General features: G+C 79.2%; 1 protein-coding gene. It reads right to left on the reverse strand.

Going from position 1 to position 1,153, the window contains the following annotated elements; all coding sequences use genetic code 11:
* A partial coding sequence (locus tag MHW47_RS35565; protein WP_239227924.1) for an HD domain-containing protein occupies positions 1-1,153 on the reverse strand: 1,153 nt, incomplete at both ends.

Here is a 1,153-nt window from a genome sequence, read left to right on the forward strand (position 1 = left end):
CCCGCTCGGCGAGGCGGGCGGCGATGTCCAGGGTGCCGTCCAGGGCGCGTACGAGGTCGGCGCGGAGCCGGGCAGGGTCGGGCAGCGAGCCGTACTCGGCGGCCACCCGCCAGCTGAGCAGCAGCACGTCCGCGTCCCCGCCCAGCCCGGTCGGCAGCTCCGCGGCGCGCAGTTCGGCGGCGCGGACGGTGAGGCGGTGCAGGGCGAGGACCCCGGCGGCGGCGGGCAGCACGCCGGGCCGGTCGCGGAGCGCGATGAGGAGTTCGACGCCCACCGGCTCGGGTGCGCCCTCCTCGTGCGGGGTCTCCGGCCGGGTGTGCAGGGCGAGGACGGGGCCTCCGGTGCGCAGGGCCTCGACGGCGAGGCGTTCCTGTTCGGCGTCCAGGGTGGCGGGTTCGGGTTCCGCGGGGGCCCGGCCCGCGAGCAGCAGGGCGACCCGCCCGACGAGGTCGGCGACGAGGGAGGCCCGCCAGGCGGACCAGGCGGCGGGCCCGGTGGCCAGCGCGTCGGCCTCGGTCAGGGCGTGCAGCAGCTCCAGGGTGGCCGGGGTGCCGACCGCGTCGGCGACGGCGCGCACGGTGGCCGGGTCGTCCAGGTCGCGCCGGGTGGCGGTCTCGACGAGCAGCAGGTGGTGGCGGACGAGGGTGGCGAGGACGCCGGCGTCGTGCGGGTCGAAGCCGATCCGGGCGGCCAGGTCGCGGGCGATGACCTCGCCGGCGGCGGAGTGGTCGCCGGGCCATCCCTTGCCGATGTCGTGCAGCAGGGCGGCCACCAGGAGGAGGTCGGGGCGGCCGACGCGGCGGGTGAGGGCGGAGGCGCGGACGGCGGTCTCCACGAGGTGGCGGTCGACGGTCCAGGTGTGGACGGGGTTGCGCTGGGGGCGGCAGTGGACGCGTTCCCAGTCGGGCAGCAGGCGGGTGATGAGCCCTTCGGCCTCCAGGGCCTCCCAGACGGGGACGGTGGCCGGTCCGGCGCCGAGCAGGGTGACCAGCTCCTCGCGGGCCTCGGCCGGCCAGGGCACCGGGAGCGGCCGGGCGGTGGCGGCGAGGTGGCGCACGAGGTGCGGGGAGAGCGGGAGGGCGGACTGGGCGGCCGCGGCGGCGGCGCGCAGCGGCAGCACCGGGTCGTGTTCGGGCCGGGCGGTGCGGGCGAG

The organism is Streptomyces sp. OfavH-34-F (genome assembly GCF_022347745.1).
In the GTDB taxonomy this organism is placed as follows: domain Bacteria; phylum Actinomycetota; class Actinomycetes; order Streptomycetales; family Streptomycetaceae; genus Streptomyces.